The following is a 19,868-nucleotide window of genomic DNA, read 5'->3' as shown; positions in this document are numbered from 1 at the left end:
CTGTGCCCTGCAGGGTATCATTTCATGACTTGATTGTGGTCAGTTTCCTAAATTGCCATTAATTTGACATGAAATCTGAAATTGTACGGACATCCGGGGTGGTTTTGCTGGTTGGCGGCGGGGAATGCAATCCTGAGTTGCTTTCCGCGTCCTTGCCCGACGCCTCCGCCATTGTCGCCGCTGACGGCGGAGCCTCTGTTTTGTTGGACTTGGGCGTTATGCCCGACGCGGTGATCGGGGATATGGACTCCCTTCCGGAGGCCGATCAGAGGCGGCTGGCACCCGGTGTTTTGCACCGGATATCGGAGCAGGACAGCACCGATTTCGATAAATGTCTACGCAATATCTCGGCCCCGCTTGTTCTGGCGCATGGATTTTTGGGCGCGAGGCTGGATCACCAGCTGGCCGCACTGACCGTTCTGTGCCGCCATGCGGACCGGCGGTGTGTGCTGGTCGGGCAGGAGGATGTCGCTGTGCTGGTGCCGCCGGACCTGCCTCTGATGCTGGCGCCGGGGTGCCGGGTGTCGCTGTTTCCGATGGGCGCCGTGCAGGGCCGCTCCGAAGGGCTGCGTTGGCCGATAGACGGGCTGAAGATGACCCCGGACGGGCGTGTTGGCACGTCCAACGAGGCGTCGGAAAGCGCGGTGCGCGTGACAGTCGATGCGCCGAAGATGTTGCTTATCCTGCCGGTGGCGTGCCTTGATGCGCTTCTGGACGGCCTGCGCGCTGCCCCGAAAGGCTGGCCCGCTCCCTGAGGATCACGTAAAGTCCCGCAGCCATGGTAACGGCGATGCCGAGCGCGGCCAGCGGCCCGGGCAGATCCTTGAACAGGATCCAGCCGAACAGCGTTGCAATGGGGATTTCGAGATATTGCATTGGGGCCAGCGTGGCGGCAGGTGCGTAGCGCAGGGACCATGTCATAAGCAGATGCGCAAAGGTGCCAGCAAAGCCCATGGCGAGGATCAACCCCCAACCTTCCTGCGTGGGCGGCGTCCAGGCGAGGGCCGCGACGCCCGGAAAGGCCAGCATGAGCGGGCCAAGAAGCGCCACGGCAAGGAGCGCCGAGAGCGCCTGCATTCCGATGGGATCAGTGTGCTGCGCGATCTGGCGGGTGACCAGCATGAAAGCGGCAAAGATGAAGGCCACGGCAAGCGGCAGCAGCGCCGGCCAGCCCACATCATCAAAGGCAGGCTGAATCACCAAAAGCGTGCCGATGAAACCGACGGCGCAGGCGGAGAGCCGGTGCCAGCCGACTTCTTCGCCAAGGACGTAATGCCCGAGCAGCAGCATGATGAAGGGCATGACATAGGCGATGGCGATGGCGTCCGCGAGCGGCAGGTAGAGGAGCGCGGTGAAGACGGTGGCAATCCCCGCGATGTGCAATAGCGTGCGCAGGGCGATCAGAAAGAAGCTGCGCCGGTCCGTGCGCATGGGGCGGCGCGTGGCCAGGGTGATGGGCAGGAGGATCAGGGCTTGCAGAATGAACCGCAGAAAAACCAGCTGGCCAACGGCAATCAACGGGCCAAGCATCTTGGCCAGTGCGTCCGCCAGAGGGGCAAGGGCGCAGAAGCCCAGCATGAGGGCGATGCCGAGGAGGGGGCGATCCGGTTGCATGGTGCGAGCCTAGTTCAGCCGGAGGCGGGGTAAAACCCCGCCCTACCGGCGGTGGCACTGTTTGGGAGGGTCGGGTCTGCGGACGCGGTCCGTAGGGCGGGGCTGTGCCCCGCCACGCCTTGTCAAACCGGGGGTGGCGGGTCGTTGACCTCCCGTTCCAACTGGCGCTCGCGGTGAATGATGTAGAGGCCCGATGCGACGATGATGGCGATGCCGACCCATGTGAGCGGTGTGGGAAAGTCGCCAAAGGCGAGAAAGCCGATCACCGTAGCCCCGACGATTTCCAGATATTGCAATGGCGCAATCACCCCGGCGGGCGCGAGCCGGAGCGCCTTGGTCAGCATCAGGTGCGAGATTGTCGCGATGAACCCGAGCCCCAGCAACGTCCAGACCGCGCGTCCTTCGGGCCAGACCGGGTCGAAGTAAGCGGATCCCGAACCGTCAAGGATCAGCAGCGGCGGCAGGATCATCGTCGTGGCGGCAAGCGCCGTGTGGGCTTGCAATACGATAGGATCGACGCGCTGGCTCATGCTTCGGGTCATCAGCATGTAGATCGCAAACAGGAAAGCCGTGCCAAGCGGCAGGAGCGCCACGGGGCCAAGGTCTGAAAAGCTCGGCCGGATCACCAGAAGCGCCCCGCAAAAGCCCACGGCGGCGGCGGCCACCCGGCGCCAGCCAATGGGCTCGCCCAGGAACAGCGCGCCGAGCAGCGTCAGGATGAAAGGCTCGACAAAGAAGATGGAGATGGCATCGGCGATGGGCATGAAGCGCAGCGCGGTGAAAAAGCAGCCGGTCGCGGCCAGAAGCGCGGCAGCGCGGGCGAGGTGCAGGCCCATATCCCGCAGCGACAGGGACAGCGCCCGACCCAGAAAGAGGGCGACGGGGTAGAGCAGGACAACTTGGATGGAGAAGCGCGCGGCAAGCACCTGCGGGATCGGCACCTCATGCGGTGTCGCCTTGGCCAGCGCATCCATCATTGGGGCGAAGATGCAAAAGCCCAGCATGAACAGGATGCCAAGCGTGGTCTGGTTGTGCGTGGGTGTCATGGGGCGGCTCGCTGAGGGACGACAAGAGGTGTCTTGTCCCAAGCAGTAGGGCCGCACAGGTGCTTTGGAAAGAGGCGATCAGCCGTCCCAGACTTCGGGGTTGATCATGTGGATCGGCGCACCGGCTGCAAAGGCGGCGATCTGATCAAAGATGTCTCCGAATTGTTTGTCGAATTCGTCGGTGGTGACAAACCCGATATGGGGTGTTGCGATCACGTTCGGGTGGGCGAGCAACGGGTCCGCCGGATCGGTCAGCGGCTCGCTGTCAAAGACATCCAGCGCCGCTTGTCCCGGCCTTCCTGCGTTCAAGGCCTCAAGCAGAACCCCCGGCGCAATCAACCCGGCGCGCGCGGTGTTGACCAGTACAGCGTCCGTTTTCATGTGACCGAGGTCCTCAGCCGTGATGATCCCGCGCGTTTCAGGTTTCAGACGCAGGTGCAGCGAAACGATGTCGGAGCTGGCAAAGAAGGCCTCACGGGAGGTCGCAACCGTTTCGCCGTCCGCAAGGGCGCGCGCGCGGCCCTCTTCGGACGCCCACCATTGCACCTCCATGCCAAAGGCGCGGGCATACCCGGCCACGGCGCTGGCAATCCGGCCATAGCCATAAAGCCCGATGCATTTGCCGCGCAGGGAGCGCCCGACGCCGGTTTGCCAAAGCCCCGCTTTCGCGGCGGCCATCTGACCCGGCAGATCGCGCATCGCCGCCATGATCAGCGCCCAAGTCAGCTCTGCCGCCGCATAATTCGGGGCCGTCCCTTGTGGGACTTTGGAGCTGAAGAGCACGCCATGATCGGTGCAGGCGGGCACGTCCACATGCGGATAGACGCCGCGCTGCGAGATCAGCCGCAGATTGGGCAAGCGTTCCAGCAAGGCGCGGGTCACCGCCGTGCGCTCGCGAAACAGGATCAGCGCGTCGGCGTCTTTCAGACGGTGTGCCAGTTGATCCACATCCTCGGTGTGATCGGTCCAGACGGTGACGTCGTGCCCATCCAGCTTGGAAAAACAGGGCAGGCCGCGCAGCGTGTCGAACCAATCGTCAAGGATGTGGACGCGCATTCAAACCCCCTTGTGCCAGGCGGAAATCGCCATGGCGGCGCGGTCGTGCAGGTTGGACAGGCGTTGAATTTCCGGGTTCTTCATGTCCAGTTGGCCTTTGGTCGGGCAAAGCTCTTTGCCCAGAGTGTCGCGAACCTGTCGCAGGGTTGCAATGGCAGCGTTGAGCTGTTCGTGGGCTTCGTAGGAGGTCATGTCAGGTGGTCCGTTTGAGCGTTAGTGAGAGAGAAGGACGGGGGTGGGCGCGTCGCGCAGGACGCGGGTTGTGATGCCGCCAAGGAAATCCTCGCGGAATTTGGAATGCTCATGAGCGCCCATCAGCAGCATGCAGGGGTCTGTGTCCTTGCACCAGCTCAAGAGCGCCCGCGCGGGGCCGGGGGTGGGATCGAGCGCGCGGTGTTCCGCTTTGACATCATGGCGTTGCAGGTGTTCCATCACCGGGGCAATCTGATCCGATGAGGTGTCCTCGGTCAGGGTCAGCACGGTGACGCGCCCTTGCTCTTCTAGGAGGCCGAGACTGTCGGACAGCGCGCGCGCCGCAGCCCGGCTGCCGTCCCAGACCAAAGCGGCATGGGTATGGCGCGCCTCGGTATCATAGCCGTGCGGAACCACGAGGATCGGGCGGCCGCTGAGCAGGGAGATCCTGTCGGGATGCAGGCTGACGTGATCATCCACCGCCTCGGACGTGTCCTGACCGATGATCAGCATGTCATAGCTGCGGGCGGCTTCGGCAAGGACGGTGTCCACCCGGCCAGCCACGCGCCGGAAATGCAACCGCTCGCCAAGACCAAGCGTGCCGCGCAGCGCCTCGAACCGGGTTTCGACCTCGCCAAGGATGTCTTCATTGGCCTGCGCAATGATCTCGCGCGCCTTGGCCGGAACCCAGGCGGCGCGGCTGTTGACAACCTCATGCGTGGAATGGGCCAGAAGTGCCGTGACGTGGGCTTGGTCTCCGGCCATGGAGGCGGCGTATTTCAACGCGTCCACCGCGCTGTCCGCGCCGTTGAAAGCGACGAGTATGTTGTGAACGCTCATGCGATCTCCTTTCCGGCCCAGATCCGGGCGGGGACATAGACGTTGCCGTCAGCCAGCTTGCGCGCGGTGCGCACGAGACCGGCGGCATTCAGGGCGAAATTGTTGTTGGCGGTGAAATCCACCAGCACGTCGATTGTGCCGGAGGCGTGTTCCAGAACGACATTGGCCGGGGAGGCGTCAGGACGCTCCAGCAAGCCATCGGCCACAGAGCCGGGTGTCAGGGCGCAGGATGCAAGGCACTGCGCACCGGTCACGGCCATGGTCGGATGGGTCTTCCAGGGCATGAAGTAACGCGCGGCGATGGTGCCGCCGGCATTTGCCGGGGCCAGAAGGCCAAACTTCGGAGTGACGGACTTGCTTACGTCGCCCATGCCCATGCGCTTGCCTGCCTCGATGCGGATCGCTTCCATCCGATCAAAAAAGGCGCTGTTGTCGTCCAGTTCAGCGGCGCTTTCGTACCCGGTCAGGCCAAAATCCGAGGCGCGGGCGATGACCACAGGCATGGCGACGTCCATGCACGTGACTTCGATGCCGTCGATCTCGTCCCGCAGGTTGTCCGTCGGCAGGAACGCCCCCGTGGACGAGCCGACAACCCCCATAAAGGTCAGCTGGATCGCGGCAGAGTTGCCGGGAACACCGGCGATTTCTGTGTCGCCGTCATAGGTCAGCTGGCCGCCCGGCGTCTGAAGCCGCGCAATGACCCGTGCGCCGGTGTTGACCGCGTGGATGCGGATTTCGGTCTCGTCGCCCTTCGGCTCGATCAGGCCCATCTCGATGGCGGCAGGGCCGACCCCGGAGAGGATATTGCCGCAGGTCGGCTTGAAATCGACCAGCCTGTCCTCGACCGAAACCTGTGCAAAGAAATAGTCGATATCGGCCCAGTCATCGTCGGAGCGGGACAGCATGGCAACCTTGGTGGTCACCGCCGCGCCGCCGCCGATGCCGTCGATGTTCAGCGCGTGGCCGGAGCCCACCGCTGCGATCAGCACTTCGGCCAGCGTATCAAGATCCTCGGGCAGATCAGCGCGCTGGAAGTACGGGCCGCGCGAGGTGCCACCGCGCATGAAGACAAAGGGAATAGCGGATTGGCTCATGAGTGGGCCTCGTCGATGAAGGTGCAAAGAAGGTCAGTGAAGGCGGCGGCTCCAAGCGGGCCGCCAAGATCGGCGGTGCGGCTCTCCGGGCTGGCCAGCGCGCGGGTGATGGCGGTCTCGATGGCCTCTGCGGCGCGAGGCTCTCCGCGGTGACGCAGCAGCATGGCCGCAGAGAGGATCAGCGAGGTCGGATTGGCGCGGTCCTGCCCGGCGATGCTCGGGGCAGAGCCATGTTGGGCCTGGGCAAGCGCATGGGTCTCGCCAAGGTTCAGCGATCCGGCCAGCCCCAGCCCGCCGGACAGCTCCGAGGCAAGGTCAGAAAGGATATCGCCGAACATGTTGGTGCAGAGCAGCACGTCGAATTGGTCAGGGTGGCGCACGAGATGCGCCGCGGCGGCATCGACCAGCAGTTCGTCATAGACGATATCGGGATGCGCGCTGGCGATCTCGCGGCAGACCTGGAGGAACAGCCCATCGGTCAGGCGCATCACGTTTGCCTTGTGAATGGCGGTGACCCGGCCTCGGCGCTGGGCGGCCAGTGCAAAGGCGGCCTCGGCGATGCGGCGTGATCCGGCTTCGGTGATCTTGCGCATGGCCAGAGCGACGCCGGGCACGGGGGCGAACTCGCCGCCGCCTTCATGCATGTTGCGGTCGGCGTAGAACCCTTCGAGGTTCTCGCGGGCGACCACGAGGTCAAAGGGCCTGCGGGTTGGTGCCTCCAGCCCGTCGTAACAGCGCGCGGGCCGGATATTGGCATAAAGGTCCAGCGCAACACGCAGCACGCCGGAGGGGTTCCGCCCGCCTTCGGAGGCAGGCGGATAGGCATTGTGCGAAACAGGGCCAAGGATGACCCCATCCGCCGCCTTGGCCGCCGTGACGACGGCCTCGGGGATTGTGGTGCCCTGCGCGTCCAGAGCGGCAAAGCCGATCTCCTGGGTGTCGAGCGCCAGAGGCCGGGTCATCAGCGGGGCGACCTGCCGCAAGACGGTCAGTGTCGCTCCGCTGATCTCCGGCCCGATGCCATCACCGGGCAGGCAGAGGACGCGCAAGGGGCTCATTTCAGCGGCCAGGGCAGATCAACAGCACCCTGCAGCAGACCCGGCGGGAAGTCGCGGTTCAGCACACCCGCCATCAGGCACATGAAGCCGATGCCGCAGGCTGTGAGCAGCAGGGTCAGACCCCAGCTTGCCCCGGCCCGCACCCGCAGGAAGGAGACCAGGAAGCCCACCAACGCGAGGATGAAGCCCACCACCCAGGTGGCCGCGATCAGCCCTGCGAACCACGCCAGCGTGCTCCACAGCCCGTAAGGCGCGTCGGCGTCATCACCGGCCACTTCCTTGTCGGCGAAGATGGCGTCACCCTCGGGGCGGCGGATCATCTGCACAAGCAGGATGAGACAGCATGTCAGGGCAAAGCCACCGATGACCAGCGGGATGATCTTGTCGGTCATGTTGTAGTTCGGGATCAGCGCCGCGTTGGTCAGCGCGATGACAAAGTAACCCGCGATGACCAGCAGGAAGACCAGCGGCGCGCGCTTGGCTCCGGAGTTGACCTCACCTTCGGCCATGATCGACTTGGCCTGACGGATGCCAAGCACCACCGAAACGATCGTGATCAGGATCAGCACGATGACAATCGGGCTGAAGATGTAGTCCATGCCTTCCTCAAAGCTCTTGCGGAAGCGGAAGGACGCGATCTGGAACGCCTGGTTGGTGAACTTCTCGACCGGGTTGGACAACACGAAGCCGATCAGGAAGGCCGGTCGTGACCAGTCGAACCGGCGCAGGAAGATGCCGATCAGGCCAATCGCAAACAGCGCCAGCAGGTCTTCGAAGTTCTGACCGGACTGGAAAGCCGCAAAGCTGATCAGCATGAACAGGAACGGCGCGAGGTAGGTGAAGCGGATGGTGGTCAGCTTGGCAATGCCGCCAGAGGCCGCGATGCACAGGACGGTGCCCACGACATTCGCCAGCGCCAGAAGCCAGACGATGGAATAGGTGATGTCGAGGTTGTTCTTGAGCATGCCCGGGCCAACTTCGATGTTGCCGGAGCCGAGAAGGGCCACCGCACCGATGAAGATCGCCATGGAACCGGAGCCGGGAATGCCGAAGAGCAGGGTGGGGACAAGCCCGCCGCCTTCCTTGGCGTTGTTCGAGCTTTCCGGCCCGATCACGCCGCGCACTTCGCCTTTGCCGAAGTTCGACTTGTCTTTGGTGGTCTGTACGCTGTGGCCGTAGGCGATCCAGTCGACAACCGAGCCGCCAAGGCCGGGGATGACGCCCACAACCACCCCGATGATGGAGCAGCGCACCGAAAGCCAGATGTTGGCGAACCAGTCGCGCACCCCGTCAAGCCAGCCTGCGCCGAGGCTGGCACCTTTGGCGATGGAGCGGTCCTGTCGCAGCAGCGAGACGATCTCGGGCACGGCAAAGATGCCAAGACCAACGATCACCAGCTTCAGCCCGTCCGTCAGGTAGGGGATGTCATAAGAGGCCATGCGCAGGCTGCCGCCCGCGTCCGCCTCGCCGATGGTGCCGATCATGATGCCAAGGCCCGCCGCAGCCAGCCCCTTGAGCGCAAAGCGCCCGGCCAGCACGGCGACCATGGACAGGCCCAGAACCGTGATCATCAGCATTTCCGGCAGGCCAAAGGCCAGCACGATGGGCCGCGCCACCAGGATGAACAGGGTCAGGAAAGTCGCGCCCACAAGCCCGCCGAAGAGCGAGCTGGAAAAGGCTGCGGACAGCGCGCGCGCCGCCTCGCCTTTCTTGGCCATGGGAAAGCCGTCAAGCACCGTGGCCTGTGACGCGGATGATCCGGGTATCCCCATGAGCACACTGGCAAAGGTGTCCGATGTGGGAACCACGGCCACCATGCCGATCATCAGGGCAAGGCCGAGGATCGGGTCCATGCCGAACATGAAGGGCAGAAGCAGGGAAAGCCCCGCGATGCCGCCCAGGCCGGGGAAGACCCCAACGGCCAGGCCCATCACGACGCCAAGGACAAGGTAGCCCAGAACGATAGGTTGCAGGATAAGGGCCCACGCTTCGCCAAGCGCAGGAAGAGCTGTGGCGAAAGCCTCCATGGGAGCCGCCTTTCATGTCTTCAGAAAATGTGAGGAAAGAGGGGCGCAGGGGCCGGCCGCCTTGTGGGCTGGCCCCTGCGCGAAATCGGGTGGTCGCTTACTTGAGCGTCACGCCGTAGGCTTCACCAAGCCAGTTGGTGACATAGGCCTTGGCCTCATCCGGAACCGAGGTCGCGGTGCCGAGCGCATCCTGTGCGCCTGCGCCGGTGAACACCTGGTACTTGCCAACGCGCGCGGCAGAGATGTCACCGAAGTCAGGGCGCGCCACCACGGCCTCAAAGGCAGCAGTGTAGGTGTCGATCACGTCCTGCGGCGTGCCGGCAGGCAGGAAGGCGAGCTTCTGCACCGGGAAGCCGGAGATGAAGAAGGCTTTCCACGCATCCCATGCCTCACCGGAAGTTTCGCAGCCATCGGTGGCGTCGCAGACTTCCTTGAAGGTCGGGATGTCCGGGAAGGTCGGGTCCCGCACGATGTTACCATCGGCGTCGAGCGCACCCCAGGTCATCATCGCCACGGCCTGACCAGCCTCGACCATCTCGGCGGAGCCTTTGAGGTAGCCGGAGGAAGTCTGGTAGTCGATGTTGGCTTCGCCGCGTTCGAACATCAGGCGGCCATCGCCGCGGCCCTTGATGCCAAAGACCGGCTCGACGTTCATGCCAAGCATTTTCCAGGCCAGCAGCGGCACGAGGTCAAGGCGGGTTGCGCCCTGCGAGCCGTAGATGAAATCGGTGTCCTTGAGCATGTTCGCGGAGCCGTCAAACTTCGCGCCGTCCTCGGCGTTCAGATAGGCCACACCGCCGGTGCCGGAAGCCATGACCGCGTTCCAGTCCTTGTACTCGTAACGCACGCGCGGATCACCCAGCAAGTAGGGGAACTGGGTCGAGCCGGACGAGCCGAACAGCAGCGTGCCGTCCTCGTGGGTCTGGTTCTGGAACCAGTTTGCGCCCTTGGTGGAGCCTGCGCCCGGCATGAACTTCACGACAACGGTCGGGTTGCCGGGCAATTCTTCGGACAGAAGCGGAGCAAAGAAGTTGGCCCATTTGGCCGAACCGCCGGTCTCGGAGAACGGGATCACCCATTCAATTGTCTTGCCGGAGAAGTCGACCTCGGCACTGGCGGGGGCCGCGATGGCGGCGGATGCTGCGATAGCCAAGGCGGCGCGGCGTGTGAATCGGGTAACGGTCATTGGATCCTCCCTGTTGACCAGACAAACATGGAACCGTCCTCCGGGCCACCATGCTGCCAAATATTCTGCAGGGGTTGATTCCCCCTCCGATCTGCAGATCATGGAGGGCCAACCTTGCGCCAAGCTTGCGCGCGCCTTGCCCGGAGCGGAGTTCACATGCGGATTGCCGTCGTCGAAGACAATGAAACCCTTGCACGGGCAATTGCTTATCGATTGCGCGATCGCGGACACGCGGTGGATCTTTTGCACGATGGCGACGAGGCAGACCGTTTTCTGGCGGGCGAAGGGGCCGATCTTGTGGTGCTGGACATCAACCTGCCAGGTCAGTCGGGCCTGGACGTGCTGCGCGCGCTCCGGGGGCGCGAAGACGGGGTGCCGGTGATCCTGCTGACGGCCCGCTCCGAGACCAGCGACAGGGTGAACGGTTTGGATATGGGCGCGGACGACTATCTTGTGAAGCCGTTTGAAATGGATGAGCTGGAGGCGCGTATCCGTGCTCTGTCGCGGCGCAAGAACCTCGATTACGGCGCGCGCGAGACGTTGGGCGGACTGGAGTTCGACCGGGCCGCACGGCAGGTTACGGCGGGCGGTACACGTTTGGAGATCCCTCGGCGCGAACTGGCGGTCCTCGAATGCCTGCTGGAACGACGCGGGCGCATCGTGTCCAAGGCGCAGCTGACCGATCATGTCTATGGCGTCGGTGCGGATGTCGAAGAAACCGCCGTCGAACCCCACGTTTCGCGCCTGCGCAAGCGCCTTTCGGACCATGGCGTGACCATCCGAACCGCGCGGGGCTTGGGTTACATGCTCGAACGGACCAGCTGATGCGCCGCGCCTCGCTCCGGCTGCGCTTGTTTGCCCTGATCCTGATCCCGCTGGTGTTCATGGCGGTGCTTTTGGGCGCATGGCGCTTCAACGCCGCCCAGAAAACCGCCGAAGAGCTGTTTGATCGCAGCCTTCTGGCCGCCGCTCTGGCGATTTCGCGGGACGTGGCGGTCTCCGACGGGGACCTGCTTTCACCGGCCACCAGCGATCTGATCAGCGACATTTCCGGTGGGGATGTGTTCTACCATGTCACCGGGCCGGGGGGGATCTACATCACCGGCTATGCCTATCCGCCAAGCACCCCGGCAAACAGCGAATCCAGCCCCTATGCGCCGCAGTTCTTTCGCTCTGTCTATCGCGATGAAGGCGTGCAGGTGGTGCGGATCACCGAACGCATCACGCAGGACGAATTGAGCGGAGATGCAACCATCACCGCATGGCAACGGCTGGCCGACAGGGCTGTCTTTGCCCGCCAACTGGCACTGCGGGCCGCAACATTGATCGGGGCACTGCTTGTGACGCTGGCGCTGGTGGTCTGGTTCGGGGTCAGCCTCGGTCTGCGCCCGCTGATCGATTTGCAGGATGCCATCGACATTCGCTCGCCAGATGACCTCAGCCGGATCAAACGGGCTGTGCCCGATGAAACGCGGGGCATCGTGCGCACGCTCAACCGCCTGTTTGCGCAGGTGGAATCCAGTATGACCGCGCACAAGGTCTTTATCTCGGATGCGGCGCACCAGCTGCGCAATCCGGCGGCGGCGGTGCAATCCATGGCCGAAGCGGTGCGCGATGCGCCGTCCGAAGAAACCCGCAGGGCGCGGCTCTCCGATCTTGTCACCGCTGCCAAGGCCTCGGGCCGGATCGCCGATCAGCTTCTGTCCCTTGACCGGCTGCAGCAGAACGCGGGCGATTTGCCGGATGAGACCCATGATCTGGTCGAAACCCTGCGCGAGATCTGCGCCGAACTGGGGCCAACCATCCTGCTGCAAGGCATTGAGTTTGAATTCAATGCGCCGGACACAGCCCTGCCGGTACGCGCCGACAAGCTGTTTCTGGCCGAGGCGATCAAGAACCTTGTGGACAATGCATTGAAACACGGCGGCGACGCGCTGACCGAGATTTCCGTGCATCTGCGTGCAGAGGGTGGCGATGCGGTGGTCACGGTCCGCGATGACGGCAAAGGGTTGGCGCCCGAGCAATCAGAGGTGGCTTTCCGCCGGTTCAGTCAGGTTGAGCCGTCCAATGGCAGCGGTCTGGGCCTTGCGATTGCGCAGTCGGTTTCCGAAAAACATGGCGGTAGCCTGAGCATCGACCGCGTGAATGCCGGGGCCAGCCTGACAATCCGCCTGCCGCTCGCGCAGGCCGCTGATCGTTCATAGGGTCTCGATCCGGGACGCAGCGGTGCGGATTGCGGCTTTGAGCTGAGCGGCGACCTTCGTATCTGTCTGGCCGGTTCGGGACAGCAGGCCGATGGCGCGGGAGATCCTTGGCGTTTTCAGTGTGGCGACCTCGACTTGGGCCGGGCCAATCGCCGAACGCGGCAAAAGCGCCGCCCCAAGACCGGCCTGGACCAACGACAGCGCGGTGGAAGAGCGGCCAACCTCGTACGTCCAGACAAGTGGCAAATGGGCCGCCGCCATGGCTTCGTCGATCACCAGACGGTTGCCCGTGCCCCGCGCGGGAAGGATGAGCGGCAGGTCCTGCAATTGATCCCATGTCATGTCCTGTTCCTGACCCAAGGCGTGCCCGGCAGGCAGGGTCAGCACCAAAGGGTCGTGAAACAACAGCTCGAACGCGGTCTGCGGCTCCAGCGTGGGAATCGAGCAGATCCCGAAATCCGCCTCTCCCTGCGCCACCGCTTCGGCCACGTCATTGGCAGGCAGGTCAAGCAGGCGCAGGCGCGGTTGCGCGCCGCTTTCCGGCAGGGCCCGGATCGCTTCGTTGAGCAAGCCGGAAAGAACCGTGGGAATGGTCGCCACGGTGATGATGGCGTTGCGCTGATGCGCAAAGGCGACCGTCTCATCGCGCATCGCGCGGGCGGTTTCCCGGGCGTCTTCGAGGATCGCCTCGGCCCGCGCCCGCAGGCGCTTGGCCGCGAGGGTTGGTTTGACGGCGCGGGTTGTGCGTTCGAACAGCAGGCTGTCCAGCGCCTCTTCAAGCTTGCGAATACGCCGGGTGACGGCGGATTGCGACAGGTTCAACCGCTCCGCCGCCGCATGGAACGAGCCGGTTTCGTGAACCGCCAGAAAGGCTTCGAGATCGCCAAAATCGTAGTTGATGCTCATGGCGCAATAATTGGCGAAACTAGACGCCTCGTCAAATTAATCGCTGTTGCGGTCAAGGCAGAAGCGACAGCCAGACCCATGCGGTCAGGACGGACAAACCCGTTGCGATCAGAACGCTGGACGCCGCGACGCGCTGGGCGCGGCCGTACATGCTGGCAAAGACATAGGCATTGATACCAGGCGCCATGGCCGCGGTCAGGACCGCGGAGCGGAAGGCCTGTGTGGACAGGCCAGACAGGGTTCCAAGCGTCCAGGTGATTGTCGGGTGGAGGATCAACGAAATCGCACAGATATAGGCGATCACACGGAAATCGCCTTGCGGCTTGTACCGGCACAAAACGCCGCCCATGCCGAAAAGCGCAGCGGGCAGCGCCGCCCGGATCATCATGTCGAGCGCATCGGTGACCGGGGTGGGCAGGGTGATATTGCTGAGGTTCGCGATCACGCCAAGGCCGATGCCGATGACCAGCGCATTACGGAACATTGCGCCGAGCACCTTCGCGGGCAGGTCCCGCGCCGGCGCGCCCTTTGCCTTGGCCCGGGCGATTTCCATGGCGGTGATGCCGATGCCGTAGCAGAAGGGGGAATGCACCGCGACGATGATGTAGTTGGCTTCCAGCGCCGAGACGCCATAGGCGCGTTCGGTCATGGCGAGGCCGATCATCACCGAATTGGCGAAGAGGCAGCAAAAGCCGATGGCGATGCTGTCTTCCCAGTCGCGCTTGAACAGGTAACGCGCGCCCAACAGGCCTGCGGTGAACCCGGTGGCGGAGCCGGAGTAGAAAGAGACCAGAAGCCACGGGTTGAAGTCCGGGCCGAGATCCAAAGTCCAGATCGCGCGAAAGAGCAGGCAGGGGATGGCGAAATTCTGGGTGAACTTCATCAGCCCGTCGACGGCGCTTTCCGAAAAGCCGCCTTTCCAGACCGCGGCATAGCCAGCGCCGATGACGAGGAAGACGGGAAGAATGACGTCCAGGAGGGCCTGCATGCGGGCGGCTTTCGGTAGGCTTTTTTTGGGTGCGCGTCAGCGCGTGTGGAAAGGCCGGAGCCTCCGGCGGGGATATTTTAAGCACAAAGAAACAGGGCCGCGCGAGGCCTTTGCCCGAGGCTCAAAGAGGATGGGTCAGGATCATGCCGTCGTAGGCGGGTTCGATATGGGCGGCGGTCTCGTTGCGGACGGTCTCGTAGTCGAGGTCGATGTGCATGTTGGTGAGCACGGCGGTTTTCGGCTTGGCCCGCGCGATCCATTCCAATGCGAGATCGAGGTGCGCATGGGTGGGATGGGGCGTGCGGCGCAGCGCGTCGACGATCCAGCAGTCGAGGTCGGCGAGCAGGGGCCAGCTTTCGTCCGGAATGGTGATCACATCCGGCAAATAGGCCACGCGGCCAATGCGGAAGCCAAGCGCGTCGATGCTGCCGTGGTTCACCGTAAAGGGCGCAAGCGGGATCGGCCCGCCGGGCCCGTCGATCTCGAACGGGCCGCTGATGGTGTGCAGGTTCAGGATCGGCGGGTAGGGGGAGCCCTTGGGTTGGACAAAGGCATAGCCGAAGCGGGAAATCAGCTCGTTCTGGGTGTCGCCATCGGCCCAGACATTCAACCGGTCGCGCATGTTGAAGACGATCTGGCGCAGGTCATCCAGACCATGCAGGTGATCGGCATGGCTATGGGTCCAGGCGACCCCGTCCAGCGTGCCGACACCCGCAGAGAGCAGTTGGTCGCGCATGTCCGGCCCTGTGTCGATCAGCACGCGGGTCGTGCCGCCTTCGCCGTCCCGTTCCACCAGAAGCGAGCAGCGGCGGCGACGGTTCTTTGGGTTGGCCGGGTCGCAATCGCCCCAGTGTCCGCCGAGACGGGGCACGCCACCGGACGAGCCGCAGCCCAGAATGGTGTAGCGCAGTTCGCTCATTCGGCGGCCCGAGCGGCGGGCCAGGCTGCGGCCTTGGCGAAGAGGCGGTCGAAGTTGGCTTCTGTCGCGGCGGCGAAGTCCTCGTAGCTCAGGCCAAAGGTCTCTGCGCCGACCTTTGCGGTGTGCACCACATAGGATGGCTCGTTCTCGCGCCCGCGATAGGGCGGCGGTGCGAGGTAGGGGCTGTCGGTCTCGACCAGAATACGCTCAAGCGGGGCGGCGGCGAAGATCTCGCGCAGTTCCTTCGACTTGGGGAAGGCGGCGATGCCGGACATAGACAGGTAAAAGCCCAGATCAAGCGCGGCCTTCGCCAGTTCCGCCGAGGACGAGAAACAGTGCATCACGCAGGTATAGGGCTTGGCGCGGTATCCCTCGGACAGGATTGCCGCCATGTCATCATCGGCGGCGCGCGCGTGGATGATCAGCGGCAGGCCGGTTTCCTGTGCCGCTTCGATGTGAACCCGCAGGGAGGTTTTCTGCGCCTTGGCGCTGTTGGCGGTGTAGTGATAATCCAGACCGCTCTCGCCGATGCCGACCATCTTGGGATGCTGCGCCGCGTCCACAAGGTGATCCACGCTGACCAGAGGCTGGTCGGCCACGCTCATCGGGTGCACGCCATAGGCGAAGAACACCGGATCATTGGCTTCGGCAATCGCGCGCACGGCGGGCAGGTTCTGGGTCTTGGTGCAGATCGTGACCATCCTGTGCACACCCGCTTCCTGCGCCCGGGCAATGACTTCGGGACGGGTCTCGTCGAAATTCGGGAAATCGAGGTGGCAGTGGCTGTCGGTGATCTTGGTCATGAAACATCCTTTGATGCCTTGGAGGTATCGGTGGGGGCGGGGCGGGTCAAGGCAGGCTTGTGGCATCAGCCGATCCGCCATATCTATCAAAGACCCAAGAGGCAGGAAAAGCAGGGAAGCGAAGCATGGTGGCCAAGGGATTTTCGCATCACGATCACGACACCTGTATCGCTTCTGGCCTTGAGACCGCGCGCAAGGCCTGCGCCGAACAGGGGCTGCAACTGACCAAAGTGCGGGAAAAGGCGCTTGCGGTGCTGCTGGCTGAACATCGTGCCATGGGAGCTTACGAGGTGCTTGAGCATCTGCGGGATGCCGGGCTTGGCTCGCAGCCGCCTGTGGCCTACCGGGCGCTGGATTTTCTGGTCAAACATGGGTTTGTGCATCGCATCGAACAGCTGAATGCCTTTATCGCCTGTGCGCACCCCGGCGAAAACCACGCGCCGATTTTCCTGATCTGCCGCGCGTGCTCTGCGGTGGCCGAAGCGCCGGGTATCGCCGCGCGCGATGCGGTGCGTGACGCTGCGCTGGCGCATGGGTTCAAGGCCGAGCGGATTCTGATCGAGGTCGAGGGCCAGTGCCCGCAATGCCTGCCGCAGTAGGCGCGCAGCGCTGGCAGTGAAAGACGCGGCGCGGGCGTTGACGGGTGCGCCGCTTTGCACAAAACTCCTTCCTAGCGATCCGGCAAACCGGTTTTGCCGATTTTTTTTGGTGCGGGTCATTTTTTTCGTCAGGTCGTGTCGGTCTGCGTCTTTCCCGTTCGTCTGGAGGGTACAGGAGCGCGGTGCTTCTGGTTTGGAAAAGGAACACACCATGCAATTTGTCTGCCTCATCTACTCGACCCCGAACGCTGGCCCACAGCCCGGCTCGCCCGAGTTTGGCGGCTATCTTCAGGCCTATGCGGACTACACCCAGAAGGTGAAAGACGATGGCAAGTTCATTGGCGGGGAGGCCCTGCAGGGCGTTGAAACCGCAACAACCGTGTCCGTGCGATCCGGCAAGACCGAAACCATTGATGGCCCTTTTGCCGAAACAAAAGAGCAGCTTGGCGGGTTCTATATTCTTGACTGCGCCGATCTGGATGAAGCGGTGAAATATGCGGCGCAAATTCCCACCGCCGATCATGGGCGCATCGAAGTGCGGCCCGTGATGGTCTTTGACTGAACCGGATTTCCAGTCTGACCCATGCTGCCATCCGCCTCGCCCGATGTGATCATTGAACGGACTGTTCGGGAGGAATGGGGGCGTATCCTGTCGGCTTTGGTTGGCGGGCTGGGGGATTTCCAGCTTGCCGAAGACTGCCTTCAGGAGGCCATCGTCTCGGCGATGGAGCATTGGCTTAACAACGGCTTGCCCCGCTCTCCGGCGGGGTGGCTGATCACGGTGGCGCGGCGCAAGGCGCTGGATCGGCTCAGGCGCGATCAGAACTTTGCCGCCAAACAGCCCGAGATTTCCTACCTGCTCGATCTTGAGAACGGAACGCTGGATGAGACCATGCTGGAGGCCATTCCGGATAAGCGTCTGGAGATGATCCTGACCTGTTGCCATCCGGTATTGGCGCAGAAGGATCAGGTTGCGCTGACCCTGCGCACGCTTGGCGGGCTGACAACGGATGAGATCGCCAGCGCCTTTCTGGATACTGGGGAGGCCATGCAGCGGCGCATCTCCCGCGCGAAGAAAAAGATCGCGCAGGATAAGATCCCGTATGACATCCCAGATCGTTCGGAGCTTGAGGCACGCATCGGCTCGGTTCTGCGGGTGATCTACCTGATTTTCAACGAAGGCTATTCGGCCACCAAAGGAGACAGCCTGCACCGGCAGGAGCTGTCCGATGAGGCCATCCGCCTTGCCCGGATTTTGGGGGGGCTTGTGCCGGACCACACGGAAACCGCGGGGCTTCTGGCGCTCATGCTCCTGCACGATTCCCGCCGGGAGACGCGGCTTTGTTCGGAGGGCGGGTTTGTACCGCTGGAGAAGCAGAACAGGCGGAGATGGAGCCGGGGCAAGATCGCGGAAGGGGTGCAGATTCTGGAACACTGCTTGCCGAAACTCCGCATCGGCCCGTATCAGCTTCAGGCTGCGATCAGCGCGGTCCACGCCCAAAGCGAAACCTGGGAAGAAACCGACTGGCGCGAAATCGCGGCGCTCTACGATCTGCTCCATGCGCATCAACCGTCCTTGGTCGTGCGTCTCAATCAGGCGGTGGCGGTGTCGTATGCTTTTGGGCCGGAAAAGGCGCTCGACATGCTCGAAGCGCTTGGCGCGGAAGCAAAAATTCAGGACTACCAACCCTATCATGCGGCGCTGGGGGATGTTCTGGAACGGGCTGGAATGCCGATTGAGGCAAAGGCCCGGTATGAAAGGGCGGCGGAGTTGTCTGACAATCTTTCGGAAAAGACGTTCCTGCTGGAAAAGGCCAGCCGGGTTCGCGTGATGTAACCACGCGGGCAGGCAGGCTGCTAGTTTTCGGGGTTTTCGACTCTTTCATCTTTACACCGCTTAGATCGCGCTCTATCTAAGCGGCGTTCAGATTCGAGGGCAACATGGCAAAGACCAGCAAGGAAAAGAGCAAAACCTATCATCACGGCGACCTGAAGCAGGCGCTGGTTGACGGGGCGGTGCGCCGGGTCGAGCAGAACGGGGTAAAGGGGTTTTCGCTGCGCGCCGTTGCCGGTGAGGTGAACGTGTCGAGCGGCGCGCCTTATCACCACTTTCGGGATGCGCAGGCCTTGCTCACTGCCGTCGCGGAACGGGGTTTTCGCCAACTCAATATGGCTTTGAACACAGCCTCTGAGGCGGCGGGCACCTATCCGGACAAGCTCGCGGGCATTGGCACGGCCTACGTGCTCTTTGCGCTCGAAAAGCCGCAGCTTTTCGCGCTGATGCGGCAACCAGAGTATTGGACCGGGCCGGACGCGGGCGCGTTGCAAGAGGCGCGCGCGGCGACCTATGGCGCGCTGGCCTCCGTGGTCGACGGCTGCCTGCCCGAGGAGACAGAGACCGCGCGGAAGGACGCCTGCATGGCGGCGTGGAGTTTTGTCGAAGGCCTCGCGCTGCTGGCAACCGATGGCCGCCTGCAAACCCTGTCCCCGGATGAAGCGCCGGAAGACATCGCCCGGCGTCTCGTCGGGTGTTTTTCGCCACACAGTTTTTCAAAAGGAGATCAGCAATGATCACGCCACTCATCGTATTGACCATTCTGCTTGTCCCGACGCTGATCGCCGCTTTGATCGCGCGCGTGACCTCGGCAGCTGGCGGCATTCGGCAGGGTGCACTGCTCGGGTATTCTGCGGCATTCGCCTTCTTTTCGGTTGGGCATTTCATCATCACCGATGAAATGGTCGCCATGCTGCCGGACTTTGTCCCTGCGCGGACGGGGCTTGTCTATGCCACGGGCGTTCTGGAAGCCGCGCTTGCTCTGGCGCTCTTGCCCAAGACGACGCGGGTCTACGCGGGTCTTGGCTGTATCGCGGTGCTGATCCTGTTCTTTCCCGGAAACATCTACGCCGCGATGAACGGCGTCGGACCGGGCGGGCATCAGTGGGGACCGGTCTACCTGTTGGTCCGTGTGCCATTGCAGGCCGTTTTGATCTTCTGGGGTTATTGGTTTGTGCTGCGCGGGGAGTTTGCGCAACTGGCCATGCCGCAGTTCGGACACCGGGCTTCCCTGGTCTCAAAAGGCTGAGACGAATTAAACTGCGGAAAATCATAGGCATCGCTCCATCGGGCGGTGCCTTTTTTGCCGCGCAGCACGCGCTGACACATCGGGACATCAGCCAAAAAAGGCTTGCTTTGCGTCGTTGTTCTGTTTTGGAAAAATGGTGGGCGACCCTGGAATCGAACCAGGCGTGAGTCGCCTCGAGGGAGTTACAGTCCCCTGCCACACCTTGCGGCCTGTCGCCCACCGGGCGCCGGAAACATCCGGCGTGAGGGGGCGT

Annotated in this window: 21 protein-coding genes and 1 tRNA gene; 8 read left to right on the top strand and 14 right to left on the bottom strand. The window is 63.3% G+C overall.

Annotated elements, in window-relative coordinates; translation table 11 throughout:
• The first annotated feature begins 68 nt into the window (after window positions 1-68).
• Window positions 69-755, top strand: coding sequence for a thiamine diphosphokinase (locus E4662_RS16990; RefSeq protein WP_136442795.1), 687 nt, complete (start codon window positions 69-71; stop codon window positions 753-755).
• On the opposite strand, the gene E4662_RS16985 is transcribed toward E4662_RS16990, so the two are convergent.
• From E4662_RS16985 to E4662_RS16945, 9 genes are all read right to left on the bottom strand, one after another.
• On the bottom strand, window positions 679-1,614 hold the full coding sequence (locus tag E4662_RS16985; protein ID WP_136442794.1) for a DMT family transporter: 936 nt from the start codon (window positions 1,612-1,614) through the stop codon (window positions 679-681). The two genes, E4662_RS16990 and E4662_RS16985, sit on opposite strands and share 77 nt — an antisense overlap.
• A gap of 122 nt (window positions 1,615-1,736) precedes the next feature.
• A complete protein-coding gene (locus tag E4662_RS16980; protein WP_240705228.1) occupies window positions 1,737-2,660 on the bottom strand; it encodes a DMT family transporter in 924 nt (307 codons plus the stop codon).
• Between the two features lie 78 nt (window positions 2,661-2,738).
• A complete protein-coding gene (locus E4662_RS16975) occupies window positions 2,739-3,716 on the bottom strand; it encodes a D-2-hydroxyacid dehydrogenase family protein (protein ID WP_136442793.1) in 978 nt (325 codons plus the stop codon).
• The gene (locus tag E4662_RS16970; RefSeq protein ID WP_136442792.1) at window positions 3,717-3,908 is read right to left on the bottom strand and encodes a hypothetical protein; all 192 of its coding nucleotides are present in this window, start codon (window positions 3,906-3,908) and stop codon (window positions 3,717-3,719) included. It abuts the gene before it with no gap.
• A 21-nt stretch (window positions 3,909-3,929) separates the two neighbouring features.
• The gene (locus E4662_RS16965) at window positions 3,930-4,748 is read right to left on the bottom strand and encodes a universal stress protein (RefSeq protein ID WP_136442791.1); all 819 of its coding nucleotides are present in this window, start codon (window positions 4,746-4,748) and stop codon (window positions 3,930-3,932) included.
• Entirely contained in the window at window positions 4,745-5,842 is a 1,098-nt protein-coding gene (locus E4662_RS16960; RefSeq protein WP_136442790.1) for a 4-oxalomesaconate tautomerase, read from the bottom strand. Before E4662_RS16960 ends, E4662_RS16965 begins: the two co-directional genes overlap by 4 nt.
• Window positions 5,839-6,900, bottom strand: coding sequence for an isocitrate/isopropylmalate dehydrogenase family protein (locus E4662_RS16955; RefSeq protein ID WP_206080305.1), 1,062 nt, complete (start codon window positions 6,898-6,900; stop codon window positions 5,839-5,841). The genes E4662_RS16960 and E4662_RS16955 overlap by 4 nt, the downstream gene beginning before the upstream one ends.
• Complete coding sequence (locus tag E4662_RS16950; RefSeq protein WP_136442789.1) at window positions 6,897-8,927, bottom strand: tripartite tricarboxylate transporter permease; 2,031 nt, start codon at window positions 8,925-8,927, stop codon at window positions 6,897-6,899. The genes E4662_RS16955 and E4662_RS16950 overlap by 4 nt, the downstream gene beginning before the upstream one ends.
• Window positions 8,928-9,024: 97 nt before the next feature.
• Window positions 9,025-10,113, bottom strand: coding sequence for a type 2 periplasmic-binding domain-containing protein (locus E4662_RS16945; RefSeq protein WP_136442788.1), 1,089 nt, complete (start codon window positions 10,111-10,113; stop codon window positions 9,025-9,027).
• A 156-nt stretch (window positions 10,114-10,269) separates the two neighbouring features.
• Here E4662_RS16945 and E4662_RS16940 point away from each other — a divergent pair, with 156 nt between their 5' ends.
• Window positions 10,270-10,938: a response regulator transcription factor gene (locus E4662_RS16940; protein WP_136442787.1), complete on the top strand. Its 669-nt coding sequence runs from the start codon at window positions 10,270-10,272 to the stop codon at window positions 10,936-10,938.
• Window positions 10,938-12,317: a sensor histidine kinase gene (locus E4662_RS16935; RefSeq protein WP_136442786.1), complete on the top strand. Its 1,380-nt coding sequence runs from the start codon at window positions 10,938-10,940 to the stop codon at window positions 12,315-12,317. The genes E4662_RS16940 and E4662_RS16935 overlap by 1 nt, the downstream gene beginning before the upstream one ends.
• On the opposite strand, the gene E4662_RS16930 is transcribed toward E4662_RS16935, so the two are convergent.
• From E4662_RS16930 to E4662_RS16915, 4 genes are all read right to left on the bottom strand, one after another.
• Window positions 12,312-13,223, bottom strand: a complete 912-nt coding sequence (locus E4662_RS16930; RefSeq protein ID WP_136442785.1) for a LysR family transcriptional regulator — start codon at window positions 13,221-13,223, stop codon at window positions 12,312-12,314. The genes E4662_RS16935 and E4662_RS16930 overlap by 6 nt on opposite strands.
• 52 nt (window positions 13,224-13,275) lie before the next feature.
• Window positions 13,276-14,211 carry an AEC family transporter gene (locus tag E4662_RS16925; protein ID WP_136442784.1) on the bottom strand — a complete coding sequence of 312 codons (936 nt, stop codon included), beginning with the start codon at window positions 14,209-14,211 and terminating at the stop codon, window positions 13,276-13,278.
• 121 nt (window positions 14,212-14,332) lie between these two features.
• On the bottom strand, window positions 14,333-15,130 hold the full coding sequence (locus E4662_RS16920) for an MBL fold metallo-hydrolase (RefSeq protein ID WP_136442783.1): 798 nt from the start codon (window positions 15,128-15,130) through the stop codon (window positions 14,333-14,335).
• The gene (locus E4662_RS16915; protein ID WP_136442782.1) at window positions 15,127-15,933 is read right to left on the bottom strand and encodes a TatD family hydrolase; all 807 of its coding nucleotides are present in this window, start codon (window positions 15,931-15,933) and stop codon (window positions 15,127-15,129) included. The genes E4662_RS16920 and E4662_RS16915 overlap by 4 nt, the downstream gene beginning before the upstream one ends.
• 125 nt (window positions 15,934-16,058) lie before the next feature.
• Here E4662_RS16915 and E4662_RS16910 point away from each other — a divergent pair, with 125 nt between their 5' ends.
• The 5 genes from E4662_RS16910 to E4662_RS16890 all read left to right on the top strand — a co-directional run bounded on the left by E4662_RS16910 (window position 16,059) and on the right by E4662_RS16890 (window position 19,615).
• The gene (locus tag E4662_RS16910; RefSeq protein ID WP_136442781.1) at window positions 16,059-16,532 is read left to right on the top strand and encodes a Fur family transcriptional regulator; all 474 of its coding nucleotides are present in this window, start codon (window positions 16,059-16,061) and stop codon (window positions 16,530-16,532) included.
• A gap of 211 nt (window positions 16,533-16,743) precedes the next feature.
• A complete protein-coding gene (locus tag E4662_RS16905; RefSeq protein ID WP_136442780.1) occupies window positions 16,744-17,094 on the top strand; it encodes a YciI family protein in 351 nt (116 codons plus the stop codon).
• A 21-nt stretch (window positions 17,095-17,115) separates the two neighbouring features.
• The gene (locus E4662_RS16900; protein WP_136442779.1) at window positions 17,116-18,369 is read left to right on the top strand and encodes an RNA polymerase sigma factor; all 1,254 of its coding nucleotides are present in this window, start codon (window positions 17,116-17,118) and stop codon (window positions 18,367-18,369) included.
• A gap of 104 nt (window positions 18,370-18,473) precedes the next feature.
• On the top strand, window positions 18,474-19,103 hold the full coding sequence (locus tag E4662_RS16895; RefSeq protein WP_136442778.1) for a TetR/AcrR family transcriptional regulator: 630 nt from the start codon (window positions 18,474-18,476) through the stop codon (window positions 19,101-19,103).
• Entirely contained in the window at window positions 19,100-19,615 is a 516-nt protein-coding gene (locus E4662_RS16890; RefSeq protein WP_136442777.1) for a DoxX family protein, read from the top strand. The genes E4662_RS16895 and E4662_RS16890 overlap by 4 nt, the downstream gene beginning before the upstream one ends.
• Before the next feature lie 134 nt (window positions 19,616-19,749).
• On the opposite strand, the gene E4662_RS24130 is transcribed toward E4662_RS16890, so the two are convergent.
• Window positions 19,750-19,833 (bottom strand) — tRNA-Tyr (locus tag E4662_RS24130).
• Window positions 19,834-19,868: the final 35 nt, after the last annotated feature.

The organism is Pacificoceanicola onchidii (assembly GCF_004804335.1).
GTDB classification, from domain to species: Bacteria; Pseudomonadota; Alphaproteobacteria; order Rhodobacterales; family Rhodobacteraceae; genus Pacificoceanicola; species Pacificoceanicola onchidii.
Note: the sequence above shows the minus strand (reverse complement) of the source record. Positions and strands in the feature narration are given on the sequence as shown.

Bases quoted from the DNA above. Each gene is read 5' to 3' on its own strand.
- E4662_RS16985 (WP_136442794.1), bottom strand. From the start codon at position 1,614: ATGCAACCGGATCGCCCCCTCCTCGGCATCGCCCTCATGCTGGGCTTC.
- E4662_RS16950 (WP_136442789.1), bottom strand. From the start codon at position 8,927: ATGGAGGCTTTCGCCACAGCTCTTCCTGCGCTTGGCGAAGCGTGGGCC.
- E4662_RS16930 (WP_136442785.1), bottom strand. From the start codon at position 13,223: ATGAGCATCAACTACGATTTTGGCGATCTCGAAGCCTTTCTGGCGGTT.
- E4662_RS16925 (WP_136442784.1), bottom strand. From the start codon at position 14,211: ATGCAGGCCCTCCTGGACGTCATTCTTCCCGTCTTCCTCGTCATCGGC.
- E4662_RS16895 (WP_136442778.1), top strand. From the start codon at position 18,474: ATGGCAAAGACCAGCAAGGAAAAGAGCAAAACCTATCATCACGGCGAC.
- E4662_RS16890 (WP_136442777.1), top strand. From the start codon at position 19,100: ATGATCACGCCACTCATCGTATTGACCATTCTGCTTGTCCCGACGCTG.
- E4662_RS16955 (WP_206080305.1), bottom strand. From the start codon at position 6,900: ATGAGCCCCTTGCGCGTCCTCTGCCTGCCCGGTGATGGCATCGGGCCG.
- E4662_RS16935 (WP_136442786.1), top strand. From the start codon at position 10,938: ATGCGCCGCGCCTCGCTCCGGCTGCGCTTGTTTGCCCTGATCCTGATC.
- E4662_RS16960 (WP_136442790.1), bottom strand. From the start codon at position 5,842: ATGAGCCAATCCGCTATTCCCTTTGTCTTCATGCGCGGTGGCACCTCG.
- E4662_RS16910 (WP_136442781.1), top strand. From the start codon at position 16,059: ATGGTGGCCAAGGGATTTTCGCATCACGATCACGACACCTGTATCGCT.
- E4662_RS16980 (WP_240705228.1), bottom strand. From the start codon at position 2,660: ATGACACCCACGCACAACCAGACCACGCTTGGCATCCTGTTCATGCTG.
- E4662_RS16905 (WP_136442780.1), top strand. From the start codon at position 16,744: ATGCAATTTGTCTGCCTCATCTACTCGACCCCGAACGCTGGCCCACAG.
- E4662_RS16920 (WP_136442783.1), bottom strand. From the start codon at position 15,130: ATGAGCGAACTGCGCTACACCATTCTGGGCTGCGGCTCGTCCGGTGGC.
- E4662_RS16965 (WP_136442791.1), bottom strand. From the start codon at position 4,748: ATGAGCGTTCACAACATACTCGTCGCTTTCAACGGCGCGGACAGCGCG.
- E4662_RS16940 (WP_136442787.1), top strand. From the start codon at position 10,270: ATGCGGATTGCCGTCGTCGAAGACAATGAAACCCTTGCACGGGCAATT.
- E4662_RS16990 (WP_136442795.1), top strand. From the start codon at position 69: ATGAAATCTGAAATTGTACGGACATCCGGGGTGGTTTTGCTGGTTGGC.
- E4662_RS16900 (WP_136442779.1), top strand. From the start codon at position 17,116: ATGCTGCCATCCGCCTCGCCCGATGTGATCATTGAACGGACTGTTCGG.
- E4662_RS16970 (WP_136442792.1), bottom strand. From the start codon at position 3,908: ATGACCTCCTACGAAGCCCACGAACAGCTCAACGCTGCCATTGCAACC.
- E4662_RS16915 (WP_136442782.1), bottom strand. From the start codon at position 15,933: ATGACCAAGATCACCGACAGCCACTGCCACCTCGATTTCCCGAATTTC.
- E4662_RS16975 (WP_136442793.1), bottom strand. From the start codon at position 3,716: ATGCGCGTCCACATCCTTGACGATTGGTTCGACACGCTGCGCGGCCTG.
- E4662_RS16945 (WP_136442788.1), bottom strand. From the start codon at position 10,113: ATGACCGTTACCCGATTCACACGCCGCGCCGCCTTGGCTATCGCAGCA.